A 15,306-nucleotide genomic window follows, 5' to 3' on the forward strand; every position below is an offset into this window, starting at 1 on the left:
TTATGTGAGGTAACCTGAATGAGTTATTTACGCTTCGGTTGAGCGTCGATGCATTGACCGTTCACATCGGTAACCGCAGGATCCATTAAGTGCAAATATAGCGGCATGATATCCAGTGGCGTTTTGAGAGTATTCGCATCTTCACCCGGATATGCTTTTTCACGCATGCGAGTACGAGTGGCACCAGGGTTAATTGCGTTAACGCGGATCGGTGTATCACTCAGCTCGTCAGCCAAAACTTGCATCATGCCTTCTACGGCAAATTTAGAGATAGCGTATGGCCCCCAGAATGCGCGGCCAGAGTGGCCGACGGTTGAAGAGGTAAAGATAATACGCCCAGCTTCTGATTTACGCATCACAGGCAGTAGTGCTTGAGTCATTAGCACTTCGGCTTTCACGTTGATCTGCATGATATCGTCGAAGTCTTCCTCTTTGATTTGATCAAATGGACACAGCGAACTCAAGACACCTGCGTTGTGTAATAGACCATCCAAGCGACCAAACTGTCCTTCGATTGTCTCTGCCATATCAATGTAATTCTGCTGAGTTGCGCCCTTGAGATCCAATGGAATGATAGCTGCTTGTGGATAGCCAGCAGCTTCAATCTCATCATAGATAGATTCAAGGTTTTGCACATTTCTACCCAAGAGAATAACAGTTGCACCGTGCTCGGCATAAGAAAGCGCGGCTTGACGGCCGATGCCATTACCAGCGCCAGTAACAAGAATGACTTTACCTTTTAGAGCATCAGCTGAAACGGAGTAGTTCACGGCGATAAATCCTTATTATTGTAAGAGGGTCCATGATAGTTAATTGACGCTAAAAAACGCCTGTTTCTCAATGGAAAATCTTGGTAATCGTGACAAGATGGTTACAATACACCAATTCATGTGTTATACCAATTCCAGAACTTTCGTTAGGTATGCTATCAATCAGAACAAGTGGTTACAAACCGCGCTGCCTTCTCGCTGATGTTTCTGCGTAACATACTAACATCATCTGAAATGAGATAAAGGAGCTCTCGTTGGAATTTTTATTAGATTATGGTCTGTTTCTGGCCAAAATTATCACGGTGGTTGCTGCGATAATTGTTCTGCTCATTATTGCAAAATCGGCTGGTGGCAAATCGGGTGCGGCGAAAGGGGAGTTAGAGATTACCAACCTTTCAGAGCAACACAAACAATCTGTTGAGCAGTTAGAGCATCATTTGCATGACGATGCTTTCATCAAGGCTCGAGATAAAGCCGTCAAGAAAGAAGAAAAAGAGAAGAACAAATCTCGCGAGAAAGAAATCAAACAAGCGAGCAAAGACGGTTCATTAGATAGCAAGCGTGAACCACACCTATTTGTTCTTGATTTCAACGGTAGCATAGACGCAAAAGAAGTCGCGTCTCTACGTGAAGAAATCACCGCTATTTTGGCTGTCGCACGTGAAGGTGATGAAGTGTTACTTCGCTTAGAGTCTGGCGGTGGTATGGTTCATGGTTACGGCCTTGCCTCTTCTCAACTGGACCGAATAAAAGCTGCGGGTCTTCCTCTGACCATCTCTGTTGACAAAGTTGCGGCAAGTGGCGGTTACATGATGGCATGTGTAGCAGATAAAATTGTTTCTGCACCATTTGCAATTGTGGGTTCTATTGGCGTTATCGCACAAATTCCTAACTTCAACAAACTGTTGAAGAAACATGACATTGAGTACGAACAACTAACAGCGGGTGAATATAAACGCACGCTAACGATGTTCGGTGAGAATACCGATAAAGCGCGCGATAAGTTTAAGCAAGAACTTGAAGAAACACATGTCTTGTTTAAAGACTTCATTCGTGAGCGTCGTCCTAGTTTGGACCTAGACAAAGTAGCCACTGGTGAGCACTGGTTCGGTACACAAGCGAAAGAGCTTGGTTTGGTGGATGACATTAGTACATCTGATGATATCGTTGTTGCGGCATGCAAAGATAAAACTGTACTTTCTGTGCATTATGTACAAAAGAAAAAACTGGCCGACAAGCTAGCAGGTGTGGCGGGTAAAGTCGCTGATAGTGTGATTTTAAAGTTAGCTGAGCGTGGTCAAAATCCGATTGTTTAATCGAGCTTAAGTTCATGACATTTAAAACGGCGAGGGCGGAAGCTCTCGCCGTTTTTGTTGAACTTTATGTTTATTGATGAATCCAATTACGCATTAGGTGTAATGCTTTACACGACATTTTTCCTCGCTCCAAAGACTGATTACCCGTATAATGTGCGCCTCGAAAACCGAGCAAATTGCTGAAAAGAAACTATTGGTGGAGAAGAACATGTCCTCTCAAACTCCGGTTGTAACCGTAGATGGACCTAGTGGTGCAGGTAAAGGCACTTTATGTATGTTGCTGGCGAAAAAATTGGGTTTCCAACTCTTAGATTCTGGCGCAATTTATCGTGTACTTGCACTCGCTGCGATTCACCACGGTGTCGACACCGAGTCAGAAGATGCTCTTGTCCCACTAGCAACACACCTAGACGTTCAATTTATCGCGGAAGGTGACTTAGTTAAGGTCATTCTAGAAGGCGAAGACGTGTCAGGGGAGCTTCGTAAAGAAGAAACGGGTATGGCAGCATCTAAAGTTGCGGCTTTGCCACGTGTTCGTGAAGCATTACTACGTCGTCAGCGTGCATTTGAGACCGCTCCGGGTCTGGTTGCTGATGGTCGTGATATGGGCACAATTGTATTCCCGAGTGCGCAAGCAAAAATCTTCCTTGATGCGAGTGCTGAAGAGCGTGCAAATCGACGCCTTAAACAGTTGCAAGAGAAAGGGTTAGATGTTAGATTTGCTGACCTTTTAAGCGAGATCCAAGAGCGTGACGACCGAGATCGTAACCGCCCAGTGGCGCCATTACGCCCTGCTGAGGATGCGCTTGTGCTAGATTCTACGTCGATGACTATCGACGAAGTAGTAGAAAAGGCACTACAATATATCGAATCGAAGCTAGCTGAGTAATAATACTCGACTAGGCTAAGAGCGTTGGTCGCAAGGATGATGACTGGCGAATTTAATAACCCCATGCGGTAGGATACCCGTGGAAGTTTAATTTATTGAAGATTAATTAAATGACTGAATCTTTTGCTCAACTCTTTGAAGAGTTTCTAAACGAAACAGAATTCCAACAAGGCAGCATCGTTAAAGGTACTGTAGTAGCTATCGAGAACGGTTTCGTTCTTGTTGACGCTGGTCTTAAGTCTGAATCTGCTATCCCTGCTGAACAGTTCAAGAACGCTGCTGGCGAACTTGAAGTTGAAGTTGGCGCTGAAGTAGACGTAGCTCTAGACGCTGTTGAAGATGGTTTCGGTGAAACTCAACTTTCTCGTGAGAAAGCTAAGCGTCACGAAGCTTGGATTGTACTTGAGAAAGCTTACGAAGAAGCTGAAACTGTTGTTGGTATCATCAACGGTAAAGTTAAAGGCGGTTTCACTGTTGAACTAAACGGTATCCGTGCCTTCCTTCCTGGCTCTCTAGTAGACGTACGTCCAATCCGCGACACTGCTCACCTAGAAAACAAAGAGCTAGAGTTCAAAGTTATCAAACTTGACCAAAAACGTAACAACGTAGTTGTTTCACGTCGTGCAGTTATCGAATCAGAGAACAGCGTTGAGCGTGACGAGCTTCTAGAAACTCTACAAGAAGGTTCTGAAGTTAAAGGTATCGTTAAGAACCTTACTGACTACGGTGCGTTCGTTGACCTAGGTGGCGTTGACGGTCTTCTACATATCACTGATATGGCTTGGAAGCGCGTTAAGCACCCATCTGAAATCGTTAACGTTGGTGACGAGATCCAAGTTAAAGTTCTTAAGTTCGACCGTGAGCGTACTCGTGTATCACTAGGTCTTAAGCAACTAGGCGAAGATCCATGGGTAGCAATCGCTAAGCGTTACCCAGAAGGTCACAAACTAACTGGTCGCGTAACTAACCTAACTGACTACGGCTGCTTCGTTGAAATCGAAGAAGGCGTTGAAGGTCTAGTTCACGTTTCAGAAATGGATTGGACTAACAAGAACATCCACCCTTCTAAAGTTGTTAATGTTGGCGACGAAGTTGAGGTTATGGTTCTTGAAATCGACGAAGAACGTCGTCGTATCTCTCTAGGTCTGAAACAGTGTAAAGCTAACCCATGGCAGTCATTCGCTGAAGCACAAGCTAAAGGCGACAAAGTTACTGGTAAGATCAAGTCTATCACTGACTTCGGTATCTTCATCGGTCTAGAAGGCGGCATCGACGGTCTAGTTCACCTATCTGACATTTCTTGGAATGTTGCTGGCGAAGAAGCTGTACGTGAGTACAAGAAAGGCGACGAGATCTCTGCAGTTGTTCTAGCAGTAGACGCTGAGCGTGAGCGCATCTCTCTAGGCATCAAGCAAATGGAAAATGACCCATTCAATGCTTACGTTGCTGACAACAAGAAAGGTGTTCTAGTTAACGCTACTGTAACTGCTGTTGACGCTAAAGGCGCTACTGTTGAAATCGCAGAAGGCGTTGAAGGTTACATCCGTGCTTCTGAAGTATCACGCGATCGCGTAGAAGATGCTTCTCTAATCCTAAGCGCTGGTGATGTTGTTGAAGCGAAGTTCACAGGTGTAGACCGTAAGAACCGCGTAATCAACCTATCTATCAAAGCTAAAGACGAAGCTGACGAGCAAGAAGCAATGGCATCTATCAACAAGCAAGATGACAATGCATTCGGTAACGCAATGGCTGACGCTTTCAAAGCTGCTAAAGGCGAATAATATACTCGCTTAAGCAAAAAAGGAGCCGCAAGGCTCCTTTTTTATATTTGGTCATATTTAAGTAGTAATACTAATGACAGTAAACTATCTTAATAAAAGGCATTTCTTCATTGCGCATTTTGCATAAAATTTGTCTAGAATTGTCAGCAAGTGTTTGTTGGAATTAGTATTACTTACTATAATAAGTGATAAAGATACTCAAAGAGGGCAACTATGACTAAGTCTGAACTGATTGAAAGACTCTGCGCTGAGCAAACACACTTATCAGCGAAAGAGGTAGAGGATGCTGTAAAAGATATTTTAGAGCACATGGCCTCTACACTAGAGAGCGGTGACCGTATCGAGATCCGTGGCTTTGGTAGTTTTTCTCTTCATTACCGCGAGCCTCGCGTAGGTCGTAACCCTAAAACGGGCGATAAAGTGGAATTGGAAGGTAAATACGTTCCACATTTCAAACCTGGTAAAGAACTTCGTGAGCGTGTAAATATTGGTTAATGCACTCTTATTAGTTTGAAAAAAGCGGCATACGTTTGTGTATGCCGCTTTTTTGTAATGTATCCAAGTTAGTCATACATCCAAGATCGTTTACTAATCTAATTGTGGATTCAGCTGTTTTCTTTGCTGCTTTCTATACCCAAATAACTTTAACTTCTAAGCATGTCTACAAACTAAGCATCTTGAGGTTACTTGGGTATAGATTATTGCTAATATACGTAGTCTGAAGAAGCATTTTCCTGCATAATCTTACCGACTTACTCCTAGAAGGGTGATGTAACATGAAAATTATAAAAATCGTTGCTGTTTTAGCTCTCTTTTTAATTGCATTGGCGTTAGGTTCCCAAAACCAAGAGCTCGTGACTTTTAACTATCTTCTAGCAAAAGGAGAGTTCCACTTATCTACGCTATTAGGTGTAGTATTTGTGGTTGGCTTTGCTTTAGCGTGGGTTATATTTGGTAGCATCCAACTGAAAACTCAGCTACAGGTCCGTCGTTTAAAGAAAAAACTGAAAAAGTACGAACCAACTGAATCAAACAACGCTGCTGATAAGCCAGCCATTGAAAAACAGGCATAAGGATAAGGCTTAACTTTAATGCTTGAACTACTCTTCTTGTTGTTGCCTATAGCTGCTGCGTATGGCTGGTATATGGGGCATCGCAGCGCTCAGCAAGACAAGCAGAAGCAATCTCATCAAATCTCTCGTCAGTATATGACGGGTCTTAATCTGCTGCTCTCTGACCAATCAGATAAGGCTGTCGATCACTTTATTGAATTGCTCCAAGTTGATAACGAGACCATCGATACTCACCTTGCGTTGGGTAACCTGTTCCGGTCTCGTGGTGAAGTCGACCGCGCAATCAGAATTCACCAAAATCTTATTTCTCGTTCAGGCTTAACACTGGACCAAAAGAACCTCGCCCTTCAACAGTTAGCGAAAGACTACATGGTCTCTGGTTTTCTTGATCGTGCAGAGAAAATCTTCGAACAGTTAGTCGAAGAGCCAGATTACAAAGAGGCGGCTCTTCAACAATTAGTGACCATTTATCAGCAAACACGAGAATGGGAAAAGGCGATTTATTACGCGAACCAATTGGCTAAGTTAGGTAATAAACGCTCAAGGATGCGTGCAAATATTGCCCATTTTTGGTGTGAAATAGCCATGCTCGACCAAGCTGATGGGAATACTAATAAGGCAATACAGCATTTTAAAAAAGCGTTAGCGGAAGACCCGAAGTGTGTTCGAGCAAGTATTGCTTTGGGACGAATTTACCTAGAGTCTGAAGACTATAAGCACACCATCAAATATCTGACGGGGGTACTTGAGCAAGATAAAGACTTTATCAGTGATGTCTTGCCAACTATTGCAGAATGCTATCATCATCTGGGTCAGGAAGATGAACTTGTCGAGTTTCTGAGAGCTTGTATTGATAAGAAAGCAGGCGTATCAGCCGAGTTGATGTTGGCTCAATTAGTTGCTCATCACGAGAACGTTGGGGCTGCTCAAGAGTTACTGACGAAACAATTGCTGAAAAACCCAACCATGAAGGGCTTCTACCGTTTAATTGACTACCACATTGCAGAAGCAGAAGATGGTCGAGCGAAAGACAGCCTATCAACACTACAAGCGATGGTGGGTGAACAGTTAAAAGTGAAACCGCATTACCGATGCCGGAAGTGTGGATTTTCTACCCATTCCCTTTATTGGCATTGTCCGTCCTGTAAAGGATGGGGGACGATCAAGCCAATCCGCGGATTGGATGGTGAATAATTCTTAATGCAGCTGGCAGAGTTTCTGTCCGCTGCATTTTTTTAACTTTTTATTTAATAAGAACCAAAACAGTTAGGAGATGAAATGATCGACCAAAAAGTTATTGTCGCACTGGATTATGATAACCAAGCAGATGCACTTGCGTTTGTAGATAGAATTGATCCTGCGTCATGCCGACTAAAAGTTGGCAAGGAGATGTTTACGCTATTTGGTCCTGATTTTGTACGTGAACTCCATAAACGTGGTTTCTCGGTATTCCTAGATTTAAAATTTCACGATATTCCAAACACCTGTTCGAAAGCAGTTCGCGCTGCGGCTGAAATGGGTGTATGGATGGTGAACGTACACGCGAGCGGTGGTGAGCGTATGATGACGGCATCACGTGAAATTCTTGAGCCATATGGTAAAGATCGTCCACTTCTTATCGGTGTAACGGTACTAACCAGTATGGAACAAAGTGATTTAGCTGGTATTGGTTTGAATGTTGCGCCTCAGGAGCAAGTGATTCGTCTAGCAACCTTGACCAAAAACGCGGGCTTAGATGGTGTCGTATGTTCAGCGCAAGAGTCCTCACTACTGAAGAGCGAACTAGGCCAAGAATTTAAATTAGTGACCCCTGGTATTCGACCTGCTGGTTCAGAACAAGGTGACCAACGCCGTATCATGACGCCAGTAGACGCTATCCAATCAGGTTCAGATTATCTTGTGATTGGTCGCCCTATCACTCAAGCGTCAAATCCTGCAGAAGTGCTGAAGTCGATCAATGAGAGCTTATCTAAAATGTAAGCACTGTCTCGATTGTATGGAGAAAAGTGAGGCTAAGATGCCTCACTTTTTATATCGAATGAAAATACTGATCGCGGTAAACAACCATTCCTTTTAACCAGCTATGTCTGATCATTTACTCGCTGTAACTGGTATATCGGGGCCAATTGAGATAAAGGTTCTGCGGTTTATTCTGAGTAAAGTAGGGCTTGGTACTATGCTGATCACACTTTTGTAACATAACTCACTGTGATGCCTCGAAAATGCAATCATGTGTTATTGATGGCTTGCGTTACAAATATCTAAAGAATACTATGGCGAAGATGCATTCACTGCGTTGTAAGGTCTAGGATGACCTAGTGAAACTCTTTGAAATTAATATAGAAGCTGGCAGGACGTCACTTCATATTACGTTCCTATTATTTCCTATCTGCGTATTTTAAATCGCAGCTTTCTGTGAGCTTTCACACGCTGTCTTCCTTGTTACGACCTTAGTGCGCAAACACAACAAGGAAGAAACATGACTAAAAAACTGCCATTTTCAGTACTAGCAACACTGACCGCTGCCAGTTTTCAACTGAGTGCGGCAGAATTGCCAGCTGATATCGAATGGATTTCAAACAACAACGAACCTCTATTTGCCTCTGAAGAAGCGGTACGAGGTGGCACCTATCGCACTTACATTCAGAGCTTTCCGCAAACATTACGAAGTGTTGGTCCAGATGCGAACTCAGGTTTGCGCCAATACTTAATGGATGGTTCACCAAAACTGGCTCAGCGTCATCCAAATACTGGCAAATGGATCCCTCAACTTGCTAAGTCATGGGCATTTGGAGAGGACAACAAAACCGTATTCTTTAAACTCGACGAAACGGCCGAGTGGTCAGATGGTGAAAAAATTACAGCAGATGATTACGTCTTTATGATGAAGTACTACACGTCAAAAGACATTATCGACCCGTGGTATAACGACTTCTTCACAAACAGTATTGTGAGTGTTGAAAAAATTGATGACTACACGATCAAAGTCAATCTTGCTGTAGCTCAAAGTCATGACTCACTTATGGTTATGATTAACATGCCAAGTAATGGTTTTCAGCCTCGTCCTGAACACTTCTTTGAAGGAGAAAAGGACGCAAATAACGATGGCATGCCTGATAACTTCGTCAGAAAGTTTAACTTTAAATCTGAGCCAACCGCAGCGCCTTACTACATTGATCAAGTGAAGAAAGGTAAGAGCGTGACATTCAAACATGTCGGTGAAGATTGGTGGGGATACAACAACCGCTACTATAAAAACCGTTATAACGTTGAAAAGGTTCGCATTAAGGTGATTCGCGATCCTGATATTGCCATGAAGCACTTTGAGAAAGGCAACTTAGACTACTTTGAGATGGTGCTACCAAGCTTTTGGCATGACAAAACCAATAGTGATGTGTACAAAAAAGGCTATATCCAAAAGTACTGGGGCTTTAACGAAGCACCGCAAGGAGCAGGTGGTCTTTGGATGAACACAGCGATGCCGATGTTGGATAACCTAGAAGTGCGTAAAGGTGTTATGGCAGCCACTGACTATGACGGCATGATTGAAAACATCATGCGTGGAGATTATTCACGTAAACCGCATGGACTCGGCTTTGGTCATGGCGAATACGATGATCCTAACAATACACCGCCAAAGTTTGATGCTGATGCGGCGGTTAAACACTTCGAAAAAGCGGGCTTTGACAAAGTGGGCGCAGATGGTATTCGTGTTAACGACAAGGGCCAACGCTTGAGCTTTGCTATCACCTACGGATACAACTCTTGGACACCGCGTATTGCATACCTGAAAGAGCAAGCGAAACTTGCTGGTCTTGAGTTCACGTTAAACTTGGTGGATGGCTCATCTGCGTTTAAATACATTCTTGAGAAAAAGCATCAGCTAGCGTTTTTGAATATGGGCTCTGGTGAGATCCCTGCGTATTGGGAATACCTACACTCGGATAATGCAAATCGACCACAAACGAATGCTCACACCAACTACAGCAGCCCTGAGCTAGACAAGTTAATTGAAGCGTATGACTCTGAGTTTGATCAGGAGAAGCGTTACGACTTGTCGCATCAAATCCAAAACTATGTCAGCAAAGCGAACATCATCGTTCCTGGCTACATGGTGCCTTATTCTCGAGTTGCTCATTGGCGCTGGGTTAAAATTTCTAAAAACGGCATGACAAAAGCGACAGAATGGGTGCTTCATCCAATGGATATCGGTAATTTCTGGATTGATAACCAAGTAAAAGAAGAGACAGAAGAAGCGATGGACGAGGGTAAAACCTTCCCAGAATTAACGGTAATTGATGATCGTTACAAATTGTAAATCAGTAGTTTAGATAGAAAATGATAGCCCCGGTAATGAATTTTATCGGGGCTTTCTTTTTTACTTAATAAGGTAAGACGCTTCTAAAAGGTAGGTTTTTGCATCACCAAGCAAAGAGAACGCTTTATCGATGGTTTTAAATCGATCATCAAGCGAGTTGCTTGATATCAGCTGGCTGAATGTTTGCAACGAGAAAGCTTCGTTTGCTTTGAAGAACTGATGTACGTTTTCAAGCTGCACTTTATGAATATGCTCCACCTTATTTAGGGCGGTGGTTAAATCGGAAATGTTAATCGACATTGCTACTCGGGAACCTTATCAACAAGACCTATATGAGGTCATAGAGTGGGGTTTTATATTTTGTGACAGAGAGTAGCACCGAAGAGCAATTTATAGTCTGATGAAGATCAATTTGCCTTATTTAAGCATCTGTAACGTGGCACTAGACGTGTACCTAGAGTTGGTACAAGTTACAACGCTTGAATATAGGCTAGGGTTCAACCTAATCAAAAGTAAAAGCCAAGTCCGACTAAAAGCCCTTGAGAAGCCGTATCATATTCAAATACCTCTTCATTTTTGTAATCGACCCAGGTCGACTTGTAAGCTAAGTTGAGATCAGACCATTCATTAAAGCTATAACGAACACCAGTTTGAATGGCATAAGTGAAGTGAGTATCGTTGCCAAGTCCGGCGTCGATGCTGGCATGAAATCGCCAGTTTTCGCTCAATTCATCAATGAGTCGCAAGCCAACTAAAAAATCGACCCAATCTTCTTGTAATGACAGTCTATCTTCTAGTACCCGGTTGTCATTACGATACAGCTTGCCGGTGATGTCATTGTCCCACCAACGTAATCCAAACATATAATCCAGTTTACCGAATGAATATTGTTCGCGTTGGAATGCCTTTGCTTCTAGAACACCTTGCCGTATTTCGATGTCCGCACGATAACGAGCGTTAGGCAGAGCGCCCTTGATATTATTAACATCACCACTTAAGTTCATGAAACTATAATCTATGTAGTAGCCCCACTTACTTTGGTAAATACTCTCGAATCGCAACATCGCCCCAATATCGAGGTGGTCTACGATGAACTTAGGATCGACATCCACCTCTGATGAAAAGCGAACAATACTGGTATCCCCGTGGATATTCAGTCCTAGCATGTACACTTCTATGCTATTTCGCCAACGAGATTCTTGTGTCTCGGCTGAGAGCGCTACTGATGTAGGTAATACAAGAATGAGTGAGGAGAGTGATAGCAGGTTACATGGTTTCATCCAATTTCCTTTTCGGCTTTTCGTCAGCTTTCAGCTTAGTAGAAGTCGCTACACTCTGCATAAAAAAGGGAAGCAACTTGCTTCCCTGTAATTAACATTGACTTAGAGTTGTTTGGCAATGTCTGAGGTTAGGCTTTCTAAGCCTATGGATAAAGCGTTGACGAGCGCTTCATAGCCCTCATCTTGAAGCGGCTGTGAGATTTGTATTGGCGCGCTGTTTTCTACCTTACCTTCGGCATTAATGAGTAACCATTCCCCCTCAATTTCGATATTACCTTTGTAGCTGCCATTAAATTTATTTAACGTAAGCTGGAGTTTGGCTTCACCGCTTTGATCCAACAGATTATTCATTTCAGCCGGCCAGTAATGACTTTGCTTGTGACGCAGCTCCGCGACGACTCTCTGAGTGATTTGCTCAGAAATACTGTGCGCCCATTGATTGTGTTTCGCCTGAATAACTTGGGTCTCAGAGGTTCGATAAACAATGCCATTATCATTCAAATAACTCGCCAATGTCACTGGACGAACAACTAAAGTTGGGCGCTGAGCGATATCAGAAGAGCTCAGAGTCACTGGTTCCGCCTTAGGTAGAAGGTACATAGCTCCTTTAGTTTGCGGAGCGCTACTGCAACCCGTTAGACCGACAAATAGCGCGATAGACAGAAAGAATACTCGTTTCATTAGTTTTTGCCTTTAACTGGTATTGGGTCACTGGTTTCATCTTCTCCAAACACGAGAGAGTTTGGCTTTTCGTTTAGCTGTTTAAGTACGGGTTTAAACTCTGTCATCACGCTTTCTAATTCTTTTAGCGTGGCTTCCATTTCGCTGTACATGGTTGAGTTGGGCCCATAACCATCGAGTGTTTTTTGTAATTGCTGTAAGCTTTGGCGAATATCTGTTGGGATCTCTTGCGTCTCTTTTTGATTCAAAAGTTTATCAATACTGTCCGCCACGCGTTCTGCTGAAGCTAACGTTTTTTCGGACGTTTTTAACGTTGAATTGAGAGAGTCTAGTGTTTCTTCCATTGGTAAGTTATTAATCTTATTTAGGAAGTCGTTCACTTGGCGCTGAACCTGCGCAAAACCACCACGCATAGTTGGGAAAACATCTAAATCAGCAAACTTACTCGGTACGTAAGGCTCGTCGTTTGGATAGAAGTCGGCGTCAACATACAGTGCGCCTGTTAATAAGTTACCTGTTTTTAAAGTACCACGTAGGCCTTTAGCAAACTCACTCTTCAATTTATCTTTTAACATTGGTAAAGATTGGGATTGGAAATCGCCATAAACACGGCCGAGCTCGATACGTACCAATACAGGGATTTTTTTCGCAGAAAAGTTCTCTTCTGGGGTTGGAAGTCGCATTGGTACACGCATCACAGTACCAATTCTCAAGCCTCGATATTCGACAGGTGCCTTACGTTTAAGTCCTCGTACCGATTCATCAAAAAGCATAACGAATTCAATATAATCATCGTACATGCCTTCTCGAAGTTGTTTAATATAATCGTACAAGCGGAAGTTGACCATATTTTCAGTGAGCTGTTCACCGGATTCAAGACCTGGAACGGTATCGAAGGTAACACCACCCGTTAGCATGCTCTCTAATGAGCCAAACTTGACTTCGAACCCTTCAGCATTGAGCTGTAAATCTACGCCAGAATTCAGCCAGAACTTGGTACGAGTGCGCACTAAGCTGTCATAAGGCTTGAAAATAAAGAGTTGGTATAACGCTTTGCGAGTGTCAACATCAAAGCTAGTTTTCTCTACACGACCAACCGTAAAGCCTTTATAAATGACGGGGTCACCAACGCCTAGCTTACCAGCCTCGCGGTGTGTTAACACAAGGCGCAACCCCTCTGCATCAGGAGAGGCCACTGGGGGAACATCTAAGACCGTAAAGCGCTCTTTCTCTATTTTAGATTTACCCGGCTGAAGTTGGATATAAGCGCCAGAGAGCAAGGTCTCTAAACCTGAAACGCCATCACGGCCAATACGAGGCTTCACCACCCAAAACATGGTGTCATCTCGCAGCATGCGTTCTGCATCCTTGTTCATTTGTGCCTTAGCGATGATGTGATCGTAATTTTCACTGAGAGTGACTTCAGTAATCAGTCCGACTTTTACATTCAATGCTCGGATTTCGGTTTTGCCAACCTCAATCCCATCTGCGGTTGGCAGTTGGAGAGTAATTTGTGGGCCTGTACTGTTGATGTATTGGAACAGCATCCACGCTCCCATGGCTAGCGCAAGGATCGGGACAATCCAGATCGCAGAAATCTGCTTTTGCGGTTTTATTTGAGCGGTTACGTTGTTCTCATCACTCATATTTGGCTTTCTCGTTTAAGTTGTCAGAAATCGGCTCCTGCACTTCGTTTTGTGGCAACTGCCACAACAAACGTGAGTCAAATATCATTGCAGAAAGCATAGTGAAAATGACCACTGCCGCGAAAGAGAGCGCAGCAGGGCCTGGATAAATCGCCATTAAGTTTTGCAACTGAACCAGTGCAACTAAGATGGCGACGACAAAGATATCGATCATGGACCAGCGACCAATAAACTCAGTTAAGCGGTATATCTTTAAGCGTGAAATACTTTCTTTGGGAGGAAGATATCGCGCTTTTTGCGCATTGTAATACAGCCACGCGAGTGCCAGCATTTTCGCCATTGGAATGAATACGCTAGCAAAGAAAATTACCATCGCAATAGGGTAAGAACCTAAATGCCAAAGCAGTATTACCCCTTCCATGATAGTTGAACCTTCTGAATGTCCAAGGCTTACGGTATACATCATTGGATAAAGGTTCGCGGGTATATAGAAAATGACTGACGCAAACAAAAGCGCCCAAGCTTTTTGTAAATTATCAGCTGGGTTGTATTTATGAATAGGGCTTTTACAACGAATGCAGTATTGGTGCTTTTTCGCTTCAATTGGGTTGAGTTGGTGACATGTATGGCAACCAATATGGTTGTGGTTATGGTGCGTATCGCCCTCATTTACATCGGGCAGCACGATGGCTGGAATGAAGTGTCCCCAGAGCCAGCTTTTGTCAACCATAGAAATACATTTGACTACCAGTACGGTATAAACGCAGAACGCCCAGAATGAAGTCCCCATTCCAATGTCTGCCAGAGAAGCGATTTTAATTAAGCTGACTAATACGCCAATCAAGAATACATCGACCATCAGCCAGGGTTCGACTCGAAACAGAAGGCGACATAAAACTTTCGCCATTCGTTGCTGTTTTTTGGATGGCGTATGTTTACGCGCTTTTAATGCTTCGAGATGAAGAAAGAGAATGAGACCGACATAGATAGCAGGCAATACGACGACCGTTGCGAGAAGCAACACACCTAAAAGTACATTTTGAAATTCAGCCAGCATTTTGGCCGCATGCAATAAGGTGATTTCTTGCGATAGCCCTTGCACACTGAACGACATAAAAGGGAAAGAAATGCTTAACACCAACATGATCAAACATGCCGATGAAATGGCGATCACGCTTTGATAGGGTTTAGCATTCACTTTTGTCAGAGAATGCGCGCATCGAGGACATTGAGCTTTTTGCCCTTGATCGATATCGGGAATACGAACAACAAGGCCGCACTCTTCGCATGAAATTAACTGACGGGAATTAGGTTGAATACTCATCGGGTAGGTTTTGGATTCATTTGTCCTAAGAATACTCTTTTTTCATTAGGCACGCTTGTTTTGATTCAGGAGTTTACGAGTTTCTTACTTTTGGCATCATAGTATATGGAAGCTCTAAGATATAAATAAAGTTGCGTTTGGCGCACTATTTTACTGAGAAGATGGGTATGTTGGAAGCCGAAAACCACTTAACGTTGCTGGTTTGGAGAGGGTAAGTGAATTGCTTCA

Annotated in this window: 14 protein-coding genes; 8 read left to right on the forward strand and 6 right to left on the reverse strand. The window is 43.3% G+C overall.

Annotation, left to right across the window (positions count from 1 at the left end; translation table 11 throughout):
* Positions 1-23: 23 nt before the first annotated feature.
* Positions 24-770 (reverse strand): YciK family oxidoreductase, encoded by a 747-nt coding sequence (locus tag R7Z49_RS10180; protein WP_005372980.1) that lies wholly within the window; start codon positions 768-770, stop codon positions 24-26.
* Positions 771-1,024: 254 nt separating this feature from the next.
* On the opposite strand from R7Z49_RS10180, the gene sohB reads away from it, so the two are divergent.
* The 8 genes from sohB to R7Z49_RS10220 all read left to right on the forward strand — a co-directional run bounded on the left by sohB (position 1,025) and on the right by R7Z49_RS10220 (position 10,147).
* On the forward strand, positions 1,025-2,086 hold the full coding sequence (sohB, locus tag R7Z49_RS10185) for a protease SohB (protein ID WP_186584801.1): 1,062 nt from the start codon (positions 1,025-1,027) through the stop codon (positions 2,084-2,086).
* Positions 2,087-2,294: 208 nt separating this feature from the next.
* Positions 2,295-2,975: a (d)CMP kinase gene (gene cmk / locus R7Z49_RS10190; protein ID WP_021033981.1), complete on the forward strand. Its 681-nt coding sequence runs from the start codon at positions 2,295-2,297 to the stop codon at positions 2,973-2,975.
* A gap of 110 nt (positions 2,976-3,085) precedes the next feature.
* Positions 3,086-4,756: a 30S ribosomal protein S1 gene (rpsA, locus tag R7Z49_RS10195; protein WP_005385817.1), complete on the forward strand. Its 1,671-nt coding sequence runs from the start codon at positions 3,086-3,088 to the stop codon at positions 4,754-4,756.
* A 213-nt stretch (positions 4,757-4,969) separates the two neighbouring features.
* Positions 4,970-5,251, forward strand: a complete 282-nt coding sequence (gene ihfB, locus R7Z49_RS10200; RefSeq protein ID WP_005385816.1) for an integration host factor subunit beta — start codon at positions 4,970-4,972, stop codon at positions 5,249-5,251.
* 281 nt (positions 5,252-5,532) lie between these two features.
* Positions 5,533-5,829: a LapA family protein gene (locus tag R7Z49_RS10205; protein WP_005376663.1), complete on the forward strand. Its 297-nt coding sequence runs from the start codon at positions 5,533-5,535 to the stop codon at positions 5,827-5,829.
* Positions 5,830-5,847: 18 nt separating this feature from the next.
* A complete protein-coding gene (lapB, locus tag R7Z49_RS10210) occupies positions 5,848-7,023 on the forward strand; it encodes a lipopolysaccharide assembly protein LapB (protein ID WP_005376665.1) in 1,176 nt (391 codons plus the stop codon).
* An 84-nt stretch (positions 7,024-7,107) separates the two neighbouring features.
* Positions 7,108-7,809, forward strand: a complete 702-nt coding sequence (pyrF, locus tag R7Z49_RS10215; protein ID WP_017821659.1) for an orotidine-5'-phosphate decarboxylase — start codon at positions 7,108-7,110, stop codon at positions 7,807-7,809.
* A gap of 499 nt (positions 7,810-8,308) precedes the next feature.
* Positions 8,309-10,147, forward strand: coding sequence for an extracellular solute-binding protein (locus R7Z49_RS10220; protein ID WP_318111602.1), 1,839 nt, complete (start codon positions 8,309-8,311; stop codon positions 10,145-10,147).
* 60 nt (positions 10,148-10,207) lie between these two features.
* Here R7Z49_RS10220 and R7Z49_RS10225 read toward each other — a convergent pair whose 3' ends face one another.
* The 5 genes from R7Z49_RS10225 to R7Z49_RS10245 all read right to left on the reverse strand — a co-directional run bounded on the left by R7Z49_RS10225 (position 10,208) and on the right by R7Z49_RS10245 (position 15,078).
* Positions 10,208-10,447 (reverse strand): hypothetical protein, encoded by a 240-nt coding sequence (locus tag R7Z49_RS10225; protein WP_213876376.1) that lies wholly within the window; start codon positions 10,445-10,447, stop codon positions 10,208-10,210.
* Positions 10,448-10,653: 206 nt separating this feature from the next.
* Positions 10,654-11,427 (reverse strand): hypothetical protein, encoded by a 774-nt coding sequence (locus R7Z49_RS10230; protein WP_318111605.1) that lies wholly within the window; start codon positions 11,425-11,427, stop codon positions 10,654-10,656.
* Between the two features lie 102 nt (positions 11,428-11,529).
* On the reverse strand, positions 11,530-12,108 hold the full coding sequence (locus tag R7Z49_RS10235) for a membrane integrity-associated transporter subunit PqiC (protein ID WP_054574786.1): 579 nt from the start codon (positions 12,106-12,108) through the stop codon (positions 11,530-11,532).
* Positions 12,108-13,754, reverse strand: a complete 1,647-nt coding sequence (gene pqiB, locus R7Z49_RS10240; RefSeq protein ID WP_318111606.1) for an intermembrane transport protein PqiB — start codon at positions 13,752-13,754, stop codon at positions 12,108-12,110. Before pqiB ends, R7Z49_RS10235 begins: the two co-directional genes overlap by 1 nt.
* Entirely contained in the window at positions 13,747-15,078 is a 1,332-nt protein-coding gene (locus tag R7Z49_RS10245) for a paraquat-inducible protein A (protein WP_046874435.1), read from the reverse strand. The genes pqiB and R7Z49_RS10245 overlap by 8 nt, the downstream gene beginning before the upstream one ends.
* Between the last annotated feature and the right edge of the window lie 228 nt (positions 15,079-15,306).

It is taken from the genome of Vibrio sp. 1562, from assembly GCF_033340155.1.
Lineage (GTDB): Bacteria > Pseudomonadota > Gammaproteobacteria > Enterobacterales > Vibrionaceae > Vibrio > Vibrio alginolyticus.